This is a genomic window from Methylobacterium sp. SyP6R (assembly GCF_019216885.1).
GTDB lineage: Bacteria > Pseudomonadota > Alphaproteobacteria > Rhizobiales > Beijerinckiaceae > Methylobacterium.
Genome location: NZ_JAAQRC020000002.1, coordinates 445,001 through 461,736, shown reverse-complemented (window position 1 = coordinate 461,736; position 16,736 = coordinate 445,001). Strand labels below are relative to the sequence as shown.

Below are 16,736 nucleotides of genomic sequence, written 5' to 3'. Positions count from 1 at the left end.
GCGCTCTATCCTGGTCCGCTGGTACGAGATGAATTCCGGAGATTTTTTCTGGAACTCATCTCATCAGCCCGCGCAGCGCCTGAGCGGAGCCGCCTTCCGCAGTGCTTCAGACGATCTCTGTTGGGGTCGCCTGAATTAATCAATCAGAACTTGTATGAGTTGCCGGATCGAGCCGAAGGGCTCGACTGCCGGAGCCGCCATGTCGTGACACAACGATCGTCCGACATTTCAACCATGACTATCGAAGGTCAGATGCGATGAAACATTTGCGTTCGTCTTGCAGCCGTTCGTCCTGGCTCCGTGCGGGAGGCATCGTCGGCCTCGCCGCGAGCCTCGCGGCCGGGATCGCAGGTGCGGCCGGGGCTCAGGTCCTGCCGCCATCGCCCGATCCGACCTGCACCGTGCCGCAGCAGGACTTCACCGGCTGGTTCAAATCGAAGCCCGGATTGAACCAGCCCGTCAATCCGGCCAACAGTCTCGGACTCGATACGAGCAACAACTGCAACTTCTATAAATGGTCGGCGCAGATGTTCCTGTGGCTGACCTCGCCGGACGCCGGCACGCTCCACGACAAGCGGGTGCTCCGTTCGGAGGCGTTCTACCGGCTCGACCAGGGCAACCTGATCAAGCAGGACGGCATCCTCGCGCGAAACCTCTCCCTCAGCGCGACCAAGTTCGGCCCCGATGGATTGCCGTTCGTGCTCGACGCCAAGGGGCATCTGCGCGAGTTCGTCACGGTCCCCGACCGCGCCGGCCTCACCGCCAGCAACGCGCTCGGGGCCGAGGGGACGGCGGAGATCGCCGCGGTGAGGGCCGGGGCCGGCGGCAAGGCCGAATTCCTGAACGCCGAGGGCAAGCCGATCCAGACCTTCGCGCCGAAGGTGACCGCCGGCATGCTGCCGCAGCAGCTCGGCCGCCTGGCCGGCCTGGCCGCACCGACGACGACTAGCGGGGCGCCGGGCGCGACCAGTGAGCGCCGGCAGATCGCCGATGCCCTCACCGCCAAAAAGGTGTTGATGAAGATCGCCACCCGGACGGGCCCGGTCTTCGTCGAGGCCGGCAGCGGCGACATCGTCACCTTGAGTCCCGGCCAGGCCGGCGACCACGGTGTCCTGGTCTCGCAGAACGATGCGATCGTGTACTACGAGGTGCTCGTCAACGACGTCTATGCCTGGTACCTGACCGGCCGCAAGACGCCGAACGGCATCGCCCCGACCTACGACGCCGACGATCCGGCCACGTTCGGCCTGTTCCCGACCTCGCAGCCGGATCTGACGGCGATCTTCGACTTCGCCAAGAAACACGGCGGCCCGTCGAGCTTGGCGGACGGCAACGCGCTCGCGGTCGAGGTCAAGCTGGCCTGGGTCGAGGCCGCGACCCTGCCCGATGGGGGGAAGGGGTACATCACGGCGCAGGCCGAGGTACCGGAGTACGATCGGACGACCAATCCGGCCGATTGGGCGCCGACGGGAAAGACCAATCGGACCCAGGTCGCGCTGGTCGGCGCGCATGTCGTCGGCAGCACGAACGGCCATCCCGAGATGGTCTGGGCGACCTTCGAGCATCAGGCCAACGCGCCGCTCGCCGATTACAGCTACATGTCCGGCGGGAAGGAGACCCCCGTTCCGAGCAATCCGACCGGCCCGTGGACGTTCTCGGCCAGCGGCCCGCAGACCAATTACAACGCGCAACTGGCCCAGTACGACAAGGCGAACCAGCATATCGTCTCGACGGCATCCCCTCCGGTGAAGATCGCGCCGAACGACGTCCTGCATCAGAAGGCCTGGGGTGTCGCCTCGGACGGCCAGCCCAACCAGGCGGACAAAACCCCGGCCATCGCCGCGAACCAGATCGTCTCGCTCAACACCGACATCCGCGCGAAGCTCAGTGCCGTCGGAGCCGCGTCCGATCCGCGCTTCAACTACCTCCTGATGGGCGCGACGTGGACCTTGGGCGGAGCCCGGCCCACAGGCCCCTTCCCCCAGGGCGGCAACGAGATCGGCACCAGCATGCTGGCCAACGGCACGATGGAGACCTTCGCGCAGGGGAACGATACCAAGTCCACCTCGGGCACCAACTGCTTCGCCTGTCATAGTTCGAATCCGAAAGAAACGCAGGCGCAGGCAAGCACCTCCGTCAGCCACATCTTCGGATCGACCAATCCGTTGAAGACGTCCGTGGAGTCGAAGGAGAAGTAACTCCTTTCGGGAATGACGGCCCGAGAGCCTGTCCGATCGGTCTCCCCGGGATCGACGCCCTCCTAAGCGGACTTGCATTGGCAGGCCAACGCTTCGTCCGCTTAGGTTCTTGTTTTATCACGGATTTTCATCGCGAATCCAGCCGCCACTCTTGCGAAATCTGCTGAGTCACGACGGGCCCCGCTGCGCGGGACCGCAGGGACCGGGAGGGCGTCGAGACGGGCGATCGAACCGAACGGGCTTTCGACCTCCGGAGCCGGGCGATTTCCTCGGAAAGGACGAGGCGGGGCGCCCGGACGGACGCTCAAGCCCGGCCGGCCGCCAGATAGGCGCGCCATCCGCCATGGCCCGACACGTCCTCCGCGTCCCGGACCCCCTCCGGCTCGCACAGGAATCCCTTCGGGGTCGTGCTGTCGGAAAGCCGCAGGGTGCCGATGCCGAGGGGGGCGGGAATGCCTGCGACGAAGCGGCCGAAGGCCTCGGGCGTGAGTGCCCAGACCTCGGTGGCGATCGACGTGCCCGTCCCCGCCGCCACCCGCACCAGGCCGGGACGGCGCGGGCCTGCGCCCGGCAGGGCGAAGAGCCGGTAATCGGGCGTGGTCGCGACCGCCCGCAGGAGCCGCGCGCCCAACGCCGTCAGCTCGCCGTTGAGGGGAAGGCCCGACAGGTGCGCGCCGACCACCACCAGTTCGATCTCGTCGTCGCCGGCGCGTGCCGGGCCCGGCGCGGGCGCCGGCGGCAGGGGTGCGCCGGTCGCGCCCATGGCGAGGCCGGCGGCGCGGTGGAGGGCCTCGCCGAGGGGGACCAGGGCGGCATCCCGGCCCGCCGGGGCGATCAGCGTCACGCCGGCCGGCCATCCGTCGGCGCGGGGATGGCTCGGCACCGCCAGCGCGCAGAGATCGAGCAGGTTGACGAAGTTGGTGTAGGTGCCGAGCTCGGCATTGGGGCCGATCGGGTCGGCGGCGAGCGCCGCCAGGGTCTGCGGGCGCGGGAAGGTCGGCACGCAGAGCGCGTCGATTCCCTTTCCGTCGATCCCTTGCCAGACCGGTTCGGTGGCCCGGCGCAACTCCGCCAGCCGATAGCGGCCCGCGAAGGCATCGGCGGCTGAGAAGGCGGTGGCGCGTTCCGTGATGGCGCGGGTGACCGGGTGCAGTGCCTCCGGCCGTTCGGTGATGAGGTCGCGGATCGCCTCCCAGCGCTCGGCCACCCACGGCCCGTCATAGAGGAGGGCGGCGGCGGCGAAGAACGGTGTCAGGTCGACCGGGACCAGGGTCGCGCCGAGCGCCTCGAGATCGGCGAGGGCGCGATCGAAGGCGGCCTCGGAGAGCGCGTCGCCGCCGAATCGCCGGCTCGCACCGTCCGGCACGCCGATTCGCCGCGGCAGCGGTCCCGGCCGCCCGACGGCCATGGCCCGCGAGAACGGATCGGCGGCGTCGAATCCGGCAAGCGCCGAGAAGCCCGCGAAGGCGTCCTCGACGGTCAGCGCGAAGACCGAGACGCAATCGAGGGTGCGGCAGGCCGGCACCACGCCGCGTGTCGACAGCGCCCCGAGGCTCGGCTTGAGCCCGACGATATTGTTGAGCCCCGCCGGCACCCGGCCGGAACCTGCGGTGTCGGTGCCGAGCGCCAGCGGCACCAGCCCGGCCGCCACCGCGACGGCCGAGCCCGACGACGAGCCGCCGGGCACGAGCGCCGGATCGAGGGTGTTGCGCGGCACGCCGTAGGGCGAGCGCACCCCGACGAGGCCGGTGGCGAACTGGTCGAGGTTGGTCTTGCCGATGACCAGCGCCCCGGCCTGCCGCAGCCGCGCCACCACCGCGGCGTCCTGCGTCGCGACGCGCGCATCATCGGGGCAGGCGCAGGTGGTGGGCAGGCCCGCCACGTCGATATTGTCCTTTACCGCAACCGGGATGCCGTGGAGCGGGCCGGCCGGCAGGTTTTCCGCTTCCGCCGCCACTTCGGCCTCGGGCCGCAGGGTGAGGAAGACCGCCGGATCGTCATGTGCCGCGATGCGCCGGTAGACCTCGCGCACGGCTTGCTCGGGCGTGAGCGATCCCGAGGCGTAGGCCGTCCGGTAATCGGCGAGGGTGAGAGGAAAATCGGTCACGCGGGAACCTCGTCGATCAGGCTGACATGGGCGGCGACGACCCGCCAGCCCTCGGGGAGCCGGGCCCAGGACTGCATCTGGCGCCCGACCTTGCCGGGATGCGCCTCGCGCCAGAACAGCGTCGAGGCGGTGGCGAAGTCGCGCCCGAAGGTGGTGATGACGGTCCGATCGATCCGCCGCTCGACCCCGACCGGCGAGCGCGCCCGGCGGAACGCCCGGATCGCGTCCATGCCGTAGAGATTCTCCCCGATGCCGTACCGGATGGTGCGGGGATCGTCCCAGAACAGGGCCTCCAGGGTCGGCACGTCGTTGGTGACGAGGGCGGTTTCGTAAGCCGCGAAAGCCGCCTCGACCTCGGCCTTCACGTCGGGGTGGTCGATGTCCATGGGGTTTCCTTTCTAGAAAAGCAGGTTGTGATCATCCAAATTCATCCCGCCTGCGACTTCATCCTGAGGTGTTGGCGATCGCAGATCGCACGCGATCGAAGATCGACTGACCTCGAAGGAGGGCTCCAGAAATCTCTGTGGCCTCTGGAGCCCTCCTTCGAGGCTGCCGCATGCGGCAGTACCTCAGGATGAGGTGGGAGGGTTGGACAAGGCCTCACCCCGCCACCGGCGCCGCCCCCACCCCCGCCGCCTCGATCGCTCCGGCGACCCGCAAGGCCAGGTCCTCCCGCCACGGCGCCGCGATCACCTGCACGGCCAGCGGCAGCCCGCCGCCCACCCGCACCGGCACGGCCACGACCGGCAGGCCGATGAAGGAGATCGGCTGGGTGAACACGCCGATATTCGGCCGCGCCGGCACGGTCACGCCGTCGAGTTCCATCGTGGCCTGGCCGATCCGTAGCGCCCGGCAGGGCGTGCAGGGGGCGAGGATCACGTCGACCTCGTCGAAGAGCGCCAGCACCCGCGCCCGGTACCAGCTGCGAAAGCGTTGGGCCCGGTGCACCCAGGCCGCCGGGATGGTCGTGCCGGCGATCAGCCGGTCGCGCACCGCCGGGTCGTAATCGCCGGGGCGTTCGCGCAGGCGGTCGAGATGGAGGCCGGCGGCTTCCGAGGCGGTGATGAGGAAGGCCGCGGCGCGGGCGCGGGCGGCCTCCGGGATCTCGATCGTGCGGGAGGCACCCGAAGCCTCGGCGGCGCGGGCGACGGCCGCGAAGCAATCCGGCTCGCCGCCGCGGGCGAAGTAGCCGCCCGCCACCGCGACCCTCAGGCCCGTCGTGCCCTGCGCGAGGGCACCCGCCACCGGCTCCACGGGCCGCGGCGCCTGCCAGGGATCGTCGGAATCCTCCCCCTGCATCGCGTCGTAGACCAGGGCGAGATCGGCGACGGAGCGGGCGAGGGGCCCGAGATGGTCGAAGCTCGCGACGAACGGGAAGGAGCCCGCCCGCGACAGCCGGCCGAAGGTGGGCTTGAGCCCGAAGGTGCCGCAGAAGGCCGAGGGCACCCGGATCGACCCGTTGGTGTCCGAGCCGAGGGTGAGCGGCACGAGCCCCGCCGCCACCGCCGCGCCCGAGCCGCCGGACGAGCCGCCGGACATCCGCTCGCGGTCGTGCGGGTTGCGCGAGGGGCCGTCATGGGCGTTCTCGCCGGTGAAGTCGTAGGCGTATTCGCCCATGTTGAGGGCGCCGACGAGAACCGCGCCGGCCGCCTCGAGCCGCCGCACCAGGGCGCCGTTGCGGGTGGCGGCCGGATTGTCGCGGTTGATCTTCGAGCCGGCGCGGGTCGGAATCCCCTCGACGTCGAACAGGTTCTTGACCGCGAAGGGCACCCCCGCCAGCGGGCCCGGCGCCCGCCCCGCGGCGAGGCCGGCATCGATCTCGGCCGCCCGGGCCCGGGCGCGGTCGGCGGTCACGTCCGTGAAGGCGTTCACGCCGGGGTCGATGGCGGCGATCCGCGCCAGGGCCGCCTCGATGGCGGCCGCGGCGGTGAGCCGGCGCGCCGCCACGGCGGCGGCGATTCCGGAAGCGGTATCCTGCCCGCTCATGCCAGCCGTCGTCATGCCCGGAACACCGGCGCCGGCTCGACGGTGTCGTCGAGAGGGAAGTCCAGCACCAGCTTGGCGGCTGCCGCCGTCGCCTTGACGCTGGCGATCACCGTTCCGCGCCATTCCGGCGCCATCGGGATGCCGACCAGCGGCATCATCGCGTCGACGACCGCGCCGGCGGACTCGTCGTCGAGCAGCAGGGGAGGGGAGGGGGGCGCTGTCGTCATGGGCGAGCCTCGCGGGTGGATCGATGAGGTGACGTACCGTGTTGGCGGAACTTGTCGTTCCCTCCCGCGACCTCATCCTGAGGTGCGACCGGAGGGAGCCTCGAAGGAGGGTTCCAGGGAACTCGGAGACTCCTGGAGCCCTCCTTCGAGGTCAGTCCATCTTCGATGGATCGACACCTCAGGATGAGGTTGAGGGTGGGGAGGGAGGAACATGCGCAGCCGCCTCACACCGGCGGCCTCGGAATCGCCGCGAGCAGCGCGCGGGTATACTCGGCGTGCGGCGCCTCCAGCACCGCTTCCGTCGTGCCTTCCTCGACGATGCGGCCGGACCGCATCACGATCACCCGGTCGCAGAGCATCCGAACGACCTGCAGGTCGTGGCTGACGAAGAGATAGCTCATCCCGAGCGCCTGCTTGAGGTCGGCGAGCAGGTTCAGCACCACCGCCTGCACCGACACGTCGAGGGCCGCGGTCGGCTCGTCGAGGATGACGAGGTCGGGGGAGGGGGCGATGGCCCTGGCGATGCCGACCCGCGCCTTCTGGCCGCCGGAGAGCTGGTGCGGGAAGCGGTCGAGGAGATCGACCGGCAGGCCGACGAGGCGAGCGAGTTCCTCGCACCGCGCCCGGATCGCGTCGGCGCCCCGCACGGTGCGGAAGCGCAGGAGCGGATCGGCGATGGCCCGCGCCGCGGTCCAGCGCGGGTTGAGGGATTCGGTCGGATCCTGAAACACCATTTGGATCTTCGGCCGCAGAGGATGACGGGCGAAGCGCGCCGCCGGCACGCGGCCGATCTCCTCGCCGGAAAACACGATCGAGCCCTCGGTCGGGTCGAGGAGCCGCATCACCATCGTCGAGGTGGTGGACTTGCCGCAGCCCGATTCGCCGACGAGTCCGACGCTCTCGCCGCGATCGACCGTGAAATTCAGGGAATCGACCGCCCGGAACGGCGCTTCCTCCTGGCGCGAGAGCAGGGATTTCGGCTTCGGATAGGCCTTCACCAGCCCCGAGACCGCCAGCAGCGGGGCGCCTGCTCCTTGAGCGTGCTCCAGGGGTGCTGCCGGCGCCCCCTCGGGCAGGAGATCACGGAGAGTGACGCCCGGGCGCGGCGTCGCCTGCATCAGCTTGCGGGTATAGGCGTGGGCGGGTGCCCGGAAGATCGTCGTGGCGGGCGCCGTCTCGACCACGCGGCCCTGCTCCATCACGACGATCCGGTCGCAATAGGTGGCGGCGAGGCCAAGATCGTGGGTGATGAGCACGGTCGCCATGCCGCGCTCCCGGGTGAGATCGGTGACGAGGTCCATCACCGCCTTCTGGGTCGTCACGTCGAGGCCGGTGGTCGGCTCGTCGGCGATGAGGAGCTGCGGCCGGCACGCGAGCGCGAGCGCGATCACCACCCGCTGGCACATGCCGCCGGACAATTCGAACGGGTAGGCGTGGTAGCGCTCCTCAGGCCGGGCGATCTTCACCTGTTCGAGCGCCGCGATGGCCTTCGCCTTGGCATCGCCCGAGCCGGCCTCGGCGTGCTGGCGCAGCACGTCCTCGATCTGGTGGCCGACCTTGCGGATCGGATTGAGCGCCGCGCGGGGATTCTGGAAGATCATCGAGATCTCCCGCCCGCGCAGGTCGCGCATCTGGCGCTCGGTCGCCGCGCGCAGGTCGATCCCGGAGAAATCGACCGCGCCGCCGGCGATGCGGCCGGCCCGGTCGAGGATCCGCATCACCGCGTAGGAGGTGACCGACTTGCCCGAGCCGGATTCGCCGACGATGCCGACGGTCTCCCCCTTGGCGACCGAGACGTCGACCTGGCGCACGGCCTGGACCGGGCCGCGGCGGGTAGCGAACTCGACCGTGAGGTCGCGGATGGCAAGCAGCGGGATCGCGGTCATGTCCGCCTCTGGGGATCGACGATGTCGCGCAAGCCGTCGCCGATGAGGTTGAAGCAGAACACCGCGAGCATGAGTGCCAGACCCGGGAAGAGCGCGATCCACCACTCGCCCGAGACGATGAAGCCGGCGCCCTCCGCCACCATGATCCCCCATTCCGGGGTCGGCGGACGCACGCCGAGCCCGATGAAGGACAGACCCGCCGCGTTGAGGATCGCGTAGCCCATGGTCAGCGACATCTGCACCATCATCAGCGGCAGGATGTTCGGCAGGATCAAGGTCAGCACGATGCGCAGATCGGTGTTGCCGGTGAGCCTCGCCGCCATGACGAAGCCGGCATTGCGGCGCTGCGCGGCCTCGGCCCGGGCCAGCCGCGCGTAGAGCGGAAAGTTGATGATGGCAGTGGCGAGCACGATGTTGCCGACCGTGTTGCCGAGCGCCGCCACGATCCCCATCGCTAGGACGAAGAGCGGGAAGGCCATGATGGTGTCGGCGAGCCGTCCCACGATCCGGTCGGTCCAGCCGCCGAAGAACCCGGCCATGATGCCGGCGAGCCCGCCTGCGACGAAGACCAGCGCCACCGAGAAGACCGCGATGGCGAGATCGAGCCGCGCCGCCACCACAACCCGCGAGAGGATGTCGCGCCCGAGCTGGTCGGTGCCGAAGGGATGCGCCAGGGACGGGGCCTGGAGGGCTGCCGCGGTGTCGGAGGCGAGCGGATCGTAGGGCACGAGCGAGGGCCCGAGCACCGCGCAGGCGACGAGGCCGAGGAGCAGCGCGAAGGCAAAGCCCGTGACCGGGTTGCCGGCGACGACGGTGCCGGCATGGGCCAGCGTCGCCGAGAGCCCGGTGCGGGGACGGGCGGGGGTGAGGGCGGGGGAGCCGGTGGCGCTCATGCGGCCCCCCTCACGCGCGGGTCGATCAGCCCGTAGGCGAGGTCGATCAGGAGGTTCAGCACGGTGTAGAGCAGCGCCATCGCCAGGACGAAACCCTGGACCGGGGCGAAGTCGGAGGCGATCAGGGCCTCGACCGCGTAGGAGCCGACGCCGGGCCAGGCGAACACCTTTTCCACCAGCACGTTGGCGCCGAGCAGGAAGGAGAACACCATGCCGAGCGTCGTCACCACCGGAAGCATCGCGTTGCGCAACGCGTAGGTGACGACGACCCGGCGGCGCGACAGGCCGGCGGCCCGGGCGGTGCGGACGAAATCGGCGGCGAGCACCGCCAGCATCGCCGCCCGGGTGATGCGGGCGATCGGGGCGAGCGCGAAGATCGCCAGCGTCAGGCCCGGCAGGGCGATCTGGCCGAGTGCCGCCCGGAAGGTCTCGAGGTCGCCGGCGGCCAAGCTGTCGAGGAGGAGGAAGCCGGTCCGCGTCGGCGGCGGCGAGGCGAAGGCGTCGAGGCGCCCCAGCGGCGCCGGGGCCCAGCCGAGCACGAAGTAGAAGACGTAGACGAGGAGGAGGCCGGTGAAGAAGACCGGCAGCGACACGCCCGCCGTCGCCACCACCCGGCAGGCGTGATCGACGAGGGAGCCTTGCCGCAAAGCTGCCGCGACCCCGAGCGGCACCGCGACGAGAAGCGAGAGGACGAGGCCGAACAGGGTCAGTTCGGCCGAAGCCGGCAGCCGGGCGCCGAGATCGACCGTGACCGGCTGGCCGGTGGTGAGCGAGCGGCCGAGATCGCCCCGGGCGAGGTCGGCGACGTAGCGGGCGAATTGCTCGGGCAGCGGCCGGTCGAGGCCGAGTTCGGTGCGAATCTGGGCGATCGCCTGCGGGGTCGCGGCAGGTCCGGCGAAATAGGCCGCGGTGTCGCCGGGCAGGACCCGGGTGAGCAGGAACGACACCACGACCACCCCGGCGAGTGCCGGAAGGGTGGTGGCGAGGCGGTCGAGGAGCGTGCGCAGCATCGTCGTGTGGCCCTCCTGGGTGTGTGTGTCGCGGGGCTTTGACTGGCCGGTCCGGATTCTTTGCTTTCCGCAAGACGTTCCGCAGAAAGACGAGGCGCGGGTTCCCCTCTCCCCGCGGGCGGGGAGAGGGCTGCGTCGCCGTTCAGGCGATGCAGCGAGCCCGCAGGGCAAGAGTGAGGGGGTGTTTCCGGAGGAGCCTCACTGGTCGAGACCCCCTCACCCTCGCTCCGGCTGCGCCTTCGCTTGCTGTGTCTCCTGAACGGAGACACATCCCTCTCCCCGCCCGCGGGGAGAGGAGAAACCCGCGCCTCTTCTTTCCCTGGACAGTTCAGTGAAAAAGGAGGGGCGAAGCCACGCGCCCTACGACGCCGTCCCCTTGGTCAGATACCGGAAATCCGGCTCCCGACACGGCTGGAACTGGTAGCCGTTGATCGTGCGCTGCATCGCGACGTCGTGGGTCGGTTGGGCGATCGGCACCATCGGCACCTCGCGCTCGGCCAGCGACACGAAGTCGATCACGCTTCTCTGGTAAACCGCCGGATCCTCGGTGAAGCGCGCGGTGTCGATCAGCTTGTCGAGTTCCGGGTTCTGGTACGAGGCGATGTTGAAGATCGAATTCGCCCCGTGCAGGGTCCAGAACAGGTAATAGTCCGGGTAATCGAGCCAGCCGGCGAAGCGGTTGAGCACCATCGGGTTGGTCTTCTTGGAGATCTCAGCCCGGAAGTTCGCGCCCGGAATCTTTCCGATCTCGACGGTGATGCCAATCCCGGCGAGTGCCTCCTTGATCAGCACCGCCATCGGCTCGGCGACGGTAGCGTTGCCGGCATCGAACAGCAGCGTGGTCGTGAGCCCGCCGGGCGCGGCCGCCTGGACCAGGGCCTTCGCCTTCGCCGGATCGGTCCGGTACGGATAAGGCTGCGGCCAGGCCACACGCGGCGTCTCCGGCCCGCCCGACATGTCGAGGCCGCGGCCGAACAGCGAGGCCTGGAGAATCTTCTCGTAAGGCAGTACCCAGGCCACCGCCTGGCGCAGCCGCACGTCGGTGAACGGCCCGACCGCGGTGTTGAGATAGACCGACCAGACCCCGTTCGGGATCGGCACGCCGACGACCTTGATCTTGCCGGCGTCGATCAGGTCCTTGAAGTCCTTCGGCGGCAGCCCGTACGAGATGTCGGCGTCGCCCTTCTCGATGAGCGCCCGCCGGGTCGAGGGCGAAGCGATGTCGCGGGCGATGACCCGGCGCAGCTGCGGCAGCTTGCCCGACGCCCAGGCATCGTTGCGGGCATAGATCGTCTCGACGCCGGGCTTCCAGCTCTCGACCCGGTAGGCGCCCGAGCCCGCGACGTTGTTCTTGAGCCAGTCCTTGGCCCACGGATCGCCGCCGCTATTGGCTTTCGCCAGTTCCGCATCGATCACGAAGGGAATCGTGACCGCGAGGTTCGACATCGTCATCTTGTCCTTGCGGACGAAGTCGATGCGGAAGGTCTTGTCGTCGAGGGCGACGAACTGCTCGGGCTTCTCCAGCGAGCCGGCATTCATCTGCGTGGTGGCGAAGCCCCCGATCGACACCGCCCGGTCGAGGGACCACTTCACGTCCTTGGCCGTCACCGGCCGTCCGGAATGGAACTTGGCGTCGCGGAGCTTGAAGGTGCAGCTCATCCCGTCGGAGGCGACCTGCCAGCTCTCGGCGAGCTCCCCTTCCATCTCGCCCATCTTCACGGCATTGCCGCCGCCGCCCGGAATCGGCACCGGCTTGAAGCGCAGGAGCCGGTCGTAGCAGTTGAGCGCGACCCCGTTCACCGGCTGCGAGGCGCCGATGCCCTGCATGTCCAGGGAATTCGGCCCGTATTCCTGCACCAGCAGCAGGGTTTCGTTGCGGGTCGGGTTCTGCGCCTGAGCCTGGCTCCTGGCCACGAACGGCGCGGCGAGCCCGGCGGCGAGGGCGGTGCGGCGGGTGATCATGCGGCACGGGCCTTACGTCAGAGAGGGGGCGAATGCCCGCGCGGCGGGCGTCGCGCCGCAGCGAGGCAAGGTTCGGACCGGGACAAAAATTGTATGCAACATGGAAAGAGTGCATGCATTTCGGAGATCTTGCACGCATGTTGTTTGGGCGCGTGCGCCTGAATTTCGGGCATGCCTGCGCGGTGACGATGCGGCAGGGTGCGGGCCATGCGTGACGGGGCTGAGATGGACGAGGCGGCAGGACGGACGCGGACCGAGCGGCTGGCGGCCGAGATCGCCGAGGCGATCGTCACCGGGGCGCTGGCGCCGGGCCACCGCCTCGACGAGCAGGCGCTCGCGGACCGATACGGCGTGTCGCGTACGCCGGTGCGCGAGGCCCTGCGCCAGCTCGGCACGTCGGGGCTCGTCGAGGTGCGGCCGCGCCGGGGCGCGGTGGTGGCGCAGGTGACACCCGACCAGCTCGCCGCGTTGTTCGTCGCCATGGCGGAGATCGAGGCGACCTGCGCCCGGCTCGCCGCCCTCTCGATGAGCCCGCTGGAGCGCCGCCGCCTCGACGCCCTGCACGACGCCATGGGCGAACTGGCCCGGGCCGGCGACCCGGCGGCCTATGCCCAGGCCAACACCGCGTTCCACGGCGCGATCTATGCCGGCGCCCACAATGCGGTCCTGTCCGACTTCGCGCGCTCCTTGCGCCGCCGCCTCCAGCCCTACCGCGAGGCGCAGTTCCGCCAGGCCGGGCGCCTCGACCGCTCGCATGCCGAGCACGGGGCGGTGGTCGCCGCGATCCTGGGCGGGCAGGCGGGGGAGGCGCATGCGGCGATGCTGCGGCACGTCACCCTGGTGGAGAGCGCGGTGGAGGGGTTGCTGGTCAGGGGGGCGGGGGAGGAGGCAGGCTCGGAGCAGCCTTCGCCGAAGCGGTTACCGGTTCGACGATGAGAATGATGCGAAAACAACAGCACCAGAAGTATTTTTTATTTAACTCATAATGAAAGACACAATAGATTGCTTGATATGGGGGCGACGTCCGCCGCGCGTGAACCCTCCCCCCTCCGCGGCAGGGCTGTCCGGGGAAAGAAAAAAGCGCGGGTTTCCCCTCTCCCCGCGGGCGGGGAGAGGCCTGAGCTCCGAAGGGGCTCAGGAAGCCCACAGGGCGAGGGTGAGGGGGTGTTTCCGAAGAAGCCTCATCCGGAAACACCCCCTCACCCTCGCTGCGGCTTTCGCCTCCGCTCCTTTCGTCCCCGACAAGGGGGACGAAAGCCTCTCCCCGCCCGCGGGGAGAGGGGATTTCCTGCGCCTCGTCTTTCCCCGGACAGCCTTGCCTCTGCGGGGGAGGGATCAGGCTCCCGGCCGTCGCTCCCGCCCCTACGCGTTATCTCCCCGGATCGCCGCGATGACCGCATCCGTGACCTGGCGCGTCGTTGCCGTGCCGCCGAGATCGGGGGTGTGCAGGCTCGAATCGGCGGTCACCCGCTCCACCGCGCGCATCAGCCGGTCGGCAGCCGCTTCCTCGCCGAGGTGTTCGAGCATCTGGCAGGCGGTCCAGAAGGTCGCGATCGGGTTGGCGATGCCCTTGCCGGCGATGTCGAAGGCCGAGCCGTGGATCGGCTCGAACATCGACGGGAATTTTCGCTCCGGGTTGATGTTCGCCGTCGGCGCGATTCCGAGTGAGCCGGCGAGCGCCGCGGCGAGGTCCGACAGGATGTCGGCGTGCAGGTTCGTCGCCACGATGGTGTCGAGGGTCTCGGGCTTGATCACCATCCGCATGGTCATGGCGTCGACCAGCATCTTGTCCCAGGTCACGTCCGGGAAGTCCTGGGCCACCTCGGCGGCGATCTCGTCCCACATCACCATGGCGTGGCGCTGCGCGTTCGACTTCGTGACGACCGTCAGCAGCTTGCGCGGCCGGCCCTGCGCCAGCCGGAAGGCGTAGCGGATGATGCGGGTGACGCCGGTGCGCGTCATCATCGAGACGTCGGTGGCGACCTCCTCCGGGTGGCCCTGGTGCACGCGCCCGCCGACGCCCGCATACTCGCCCTCGGAGTTCTCGCGCACGATCACCCAGTCGAGCTCGGGTCCCGAGACGTGGCGCAGCGGGCTGGTGATGCCGGGCAGGATCCGGGTCGGGCGGACATTGGCGTATTGGTCGAAGGGCTGGCAGATCGCGAGCCGCAGGCCCCACAGGCTGATATGGTCGGGCACGTCCGGCGCGCCGACCGCACCGAAGAAGATCGCGTCGTGGTTCCTGATCCGCTCGCGACCGTCGGCCGGCATCATCGTGCCGTGCTTCTTATAGTAGTCCGAGCCCCAGTCGAAATGGTCGAACCGGAACCGGAACGTGCCGGTCTTCTCGGAGAGCGCGTCCAGCACCTCGATGCCGGCGGCGATGACCTCGATGCCGATGCCGTCGGCCGGGATCGCCGCGATGGTGTAGGTCTTGGTCATGACGGGTGTCCGTGAGGGCTGCCGGCATGGCGCTCTCCCACCCGCGACCTCGTCCTGCGAGGCTCGTGTCACCCGCGCCTCGGGATGAGGTCGCGGGTTGGAAGGGTCGACGCCACGGACGAACCACTCTGTCGTGTACCGTGTGGCTTGCCGACGCAAGCCTGCTCGGGCGGCGGCCGGTCGATCGCCTGGAGCCTGTAGGTCGAGGGTCGGGCCGTTCGCCGGGAGCCGGCCGTCGAGCGCCGAGGTGCCGATCGTGAAGGCCGCCGCGCCGGCCGGCCGGAGCGTCCGCACCTGCTCGGGGTGACGTTTCCCTCGGCCGGCTCGTGACGCCACCCTGCTCCACCCGGAGCACCGCACCTCCGCGCGGAAGGTGCGGCCCCGGTCCTCAGAACTCCGCCACCTTCCCCCAGGCCGAGGCGCCGAAGCGGTCCGGATGGTAGGGCTTGGGATCGACGATCGGGTCGGCGCCCGACACGATGTCGGCGATGAGGTGGCCGGCGCCCGGGCCGATGCCGAAGCCGTGGCCCGAAAAACCCGCCGCCAGGACGAGGCCGGGCACGCCCGTCACCTCGCCGATCCCCGGCACGCCGTCCGGGGTCGAGTCGACGTAGCCGGCCCAGGAGGCGGTCATCGAGGTCTCGCGCAGGGCCGGCAACATCTCGAGGGCACGGCGGTAGGTCTCGGCGATGAGCGTCGGGTCGGGGCGGGGATCGAGGATGCGCATCCGCTCCATCGGCGTCGGCCGGTCGAGGCGCCACTTCTTCACGCCCTCGTGCCCGCTGCGCCAGGCCTCGGTGCCGCCGGGCGCCAGGGAGCGCCAGCGCCGCGCGAACATCGGCACGAATTCGCGAGCGAACAGGATCTGCTGCGGGGTGGGATCGACGCGAGCCCGCCCGCTGATCGCCAGGTTGTAGCCGCCGCTCTCGCCGCGGCGCGTGAGCGAGATGCCGGCCGTGTACAGCGCGTCCGGCAGGCCGGAGACGTTGGGGCCGACCGCCATGATCGACTGGCGCACCGCCGCCTGCGGGAAGCGGATGCCGAGCTGGCGGACGAAGGACGACGCCCATGCGCCGCCCGCCATCACCACCGTGCGGGTGCGGATGGTGCCCTTCTCGGTCACCACGCCGCAGACCCGGCCGCCCTGGAGCTCGAGGCCGCGGGCGGCGCAGAACTGGTGCACGGTGCCGCCGTACTTCATCACGCCTAAGCCGGCGACCGGCACCGCCCGCGAGGTGTCGGCGATGCCGTCGGTCGGCGAGAACACGCCGCCCTTCCAGGCGCGCCCGGTCGCCTTGCCGTGCTCGCGCGCTTCCGCCGCGCCGAGCACGTGGGTGACGACGCCCTCGCCGGCCGCGAAGTCGCGCCACTTCGCCCAGCGCTCGATCTCGGCCTCGTCGTTGCTGAGGTAGAGCAGGCCGCAACGGCGGAAGCCCACATCCTCGCCGATCTCGGCCTTGAGGCGGTCCCACAGGTCGAGGCTCTTCGTCGCCATCGGCAACTCGCGGGCGTCGCGGTTCTGCTGCCGGCACCAGCCCCAGTTGCGGCTCGACTGCTCGGCGGCGATCCGGCCCTTCTCGACCAGTGCGACGCTGACGCCGCGGCGCGCCAGGTAATAGGCCGTGAAGGTGCCGACAACGCCGCCGCCGATCACCACGACGTCGGCAGCTTCCGGCAGGTCCGGCGTCGTGTCGATATGCAGGAGAGGTGCTGGCATGGTCGGCTCCGTTTGACCGAGGCAGCCTAGCAGGCAGCCGCCGGGGGATGCCGCTGGAGAGTCCGGGCGCCGCAGCATATTCCGCCGTGCGCCGGGCCGATCCTGCGCATTCCTCGCATCTCGATCGCGCTGCGGGCCGGGACGGCCTGCCGCGTCGGCGCCGGGCGCGGAGCACGGCGATGCGGTCCTGCCGCCGACAGCCAAGCCTCACGGGTGGCGCGTCGTGGCGGTCCTGTCTTTTTTACGCCTTCTGGGCCTGGCCGTCGGCCTTGGGAGGCCGGAGGCTCACCGAGAGCCTGCGACGACGC

General features: G+C 70.1%; 12 protein-coding genes. 2 read left to right on the top strand and 10 right to left on the bottom strand.

The annotated features are described in order from the left end of the window. Positions 1-257: 257 nt before the first annotated feature. The gene (locus tag HBB12_RS31435) at positions 258-2,198 is read left to right on the top strand and encodes a hypothetical protein (RefSeq protein WP_236993019.1); all 1,941 of its coding nucleotides are present in this window, start codon (positions 258-260) and stop codon (positions 2,196-2,198) included. Positions 2,199-2,502: 304 nt separating this feature from the next. Here HBB12_RS31435 and atzF read toward each other — a convergent pair whose 3' ends face one another. The 8 genes from atzF to HBB12_RS31395 form a co-directional block, all read right to left on the bottom strand. Next, positions 2,503-4,305, bottom strand: a complete 1,803-nt coding sequence (atzF, locus tag HBB12_RS31430; protein WP_236993018.1) for an allophanate hydrolase — start codon at positions 4,303-4,305, stop codon at positions 2,503-2,505. Next, positions 4,302-4,691, bottom strand: coding sequence for an oxalurate catabolism protein HpxZ (gene hpxZ, locus HBB12_RS31425; protein WP_236993017.1), 390 nt, complete (start codon positions 4,689-4,691; stop codon positions 4,302-4,304). Before hpxZ ends, atzF begins: the two co-directional genes overlap by 4 nt. A 214-nt stretch (positions 4,692-4,905) precedes the next feature. Beyond that, positions 4,906-6,291, bottom strand: coding sequence for an AtzE family amidohydrolase (locus tag HBB12_RS31420; RefSeq protein WP_236993016.1), 1,386 nt, complete (start codon positions 6,289-6,291; stop codon positions 4,906-4,908). Positions 6,292-6,302: 11 nt separating this feature from the next. Continuing rightward, the gene (locus HBB12_RS31415) at positions 6,303-6,518 is read right to left on the bottom strand and encodes a DUF4089 domain-containing protein (RefSeq protein ID WP_236993015.1); all 216 of its coding nucleotides are present in this window, start codon (positions 6,516-6,518) and stop codon (positions 6,303-6,305) included. A 224-nt stretch (positions 6,519-6,742) separates the two neighbouring features. After that, on the bottom strand, positions 6,743-8,404 hold the full coding sequence (locus HBB12_RS31410) for a dipeptide ABC transporter ATP-binding protein (protein WP_236993014.1): 1,662 nt from the start codon (positions 8,402-8,404) through the stop codon (positions 6,743-6,745). Next, positions 8,401-9,297, bottom strand: coding sequence for an ABC transporter permease (locus HBB12_RS31405; protein WP_236993013.1), 897 nt, complete (start codon positions 9,295-9,297; stop codon positions 8,401-8,403). Before HBB12_RS31405 ends, HBB12_RS31410 begins: the two co-directional genes overlap by 4 nt. Continuing rightward, complete coding sequence (locus HBB12_RS31400; RefSeq protein ID WP_236993012.1) at positions 9,294-10,307, bottom strand: ABC transporter permease; 1,014 nt, start codon at positions 10,305-10,307, stop codon at positions 9,294-9,296. The genes HBB12_RS31405 and HBB12_RS31400 overlap by 4 nt, the downstream gene beginning before the upstream one ends. 360 nt (positions 10,308-10,667) lie before the next feature. After that, complete coding sequence (locus HBB12_RS31395) at positions 10,668-12,269, bottom strand: ABC transporter substrate-binding protein (RefSeq protein WP_236993011.1); 1,602 nt, start codon at positions 12,267-12,269, stop codon at positions 10,668-10,670. Between the two features lie 207 nt (positions 12,270-12,476). Here HBB12_RS31395 and HBB12_RS31390 point away from each other — a divergent pair, with 207 nt between their 5' ends. Continuing rightward, positions 12,477-13,205, top strand: coding sequence for a GntR family transcriptional regulator (locus HBB12_RS31390; protein WP_236993010.1), 729 nt, complete (start codon positions 12,477-12,479; stop codon positions 13,203-13,205). Positions 13,206-13,631: 426 nt separating this feature from the next. Here the strand turns inward: HBB12_RS31390 and HBB12_RS31385 are convergent, their stop codons facing one another. Both HBB12_RS31385 and HBB12_RS31380 read right to left on the bottom strand, forming a co-directional pair. Next, positions 13,632-14,711 carry a tartrate dehydrogenase gene (locus HBB12_RS31385; RefSeq protein WP_236993009.1) on the bottom strand — a complete coding sequence of 360 codons (1,080 nt, stop codon included), beginning with the start codon at positions 14,709-14,711 and terminating at the stop codon, positions 13,632-13,634. A gap of 388 nt (positions 14,712-15,099) precedes the next feature. Continuing rightward, positions 15,100-16,428: an NAD(P)/FAD-dependent oxidoreductase gene (locus tag HBB12_RS31380; protein WP_236993008.1), complete on the bottom strand. Its 1,329-nt coding sequence runs from the start codon at positions 16,426-16,428 to the stop codon at positions 15,100-15,102. Positions 16,429-16,736: the final 308 nt, after the last annotated feature.